Raw genomic sequence first — 402 nt, 5'->3', positions numbered from 1 at the left:
CTATTAATTGTGTTTTTAGGGGTTGCAGCATTTTATGATATCAAATACTCCAGATTACCAAATTGGTTGAACGTTAGTGGTGCAATGGTAGGTTTGTTATTTCATTTATTTTTCAATCAATTGGACGGGTTGTTAAATTCTGTATTTGGGTTATTGGCTGGTGGAGGTATTATGCTAGTCTTGTATATTTTTAAAGCTATAGGTGCTGGTGATGTGAAATTATTTGCAGCAATTGGAGCGATTTCTGGAGTTTTATTTACGCTATATTCCATTATGTATTCCATCATTTTTGCTGGATTCATTGCAATTATTATCTTATTATTTACCAAAACATTTTTAGTTAATATGACGTTAGCTTTCTATCATATTTTTGAATCGATTCGAGATAAATCGTTAACACCA

Annotated in this window: 1 protein-coding gene; it reads left to right on the top strand. The window is 31.3% G+C overall.

The features are described 5' to 3' along the window. Positions 1-402 (top strand): A24 family peptidase (locus JUJ52_RS23200; RefSeq protein ID WP_255637866.1); only part of this gene is annotated, 402 nt, incomplete at both ends.

This window comes from Virgibacillus sp. AGTR (assembly GCF_016919725.2).
Classification (GTDB): Bacteria; Bacillota; Bacilli; order Bacillales; family Amphibacillaceae; genus Virgibacillus; species Virgibacillus salarius.
Note: the sequence above shows the minus strand (reverse complement) of the source record. Positions and strands in the feature narration are given on the sequence as shown.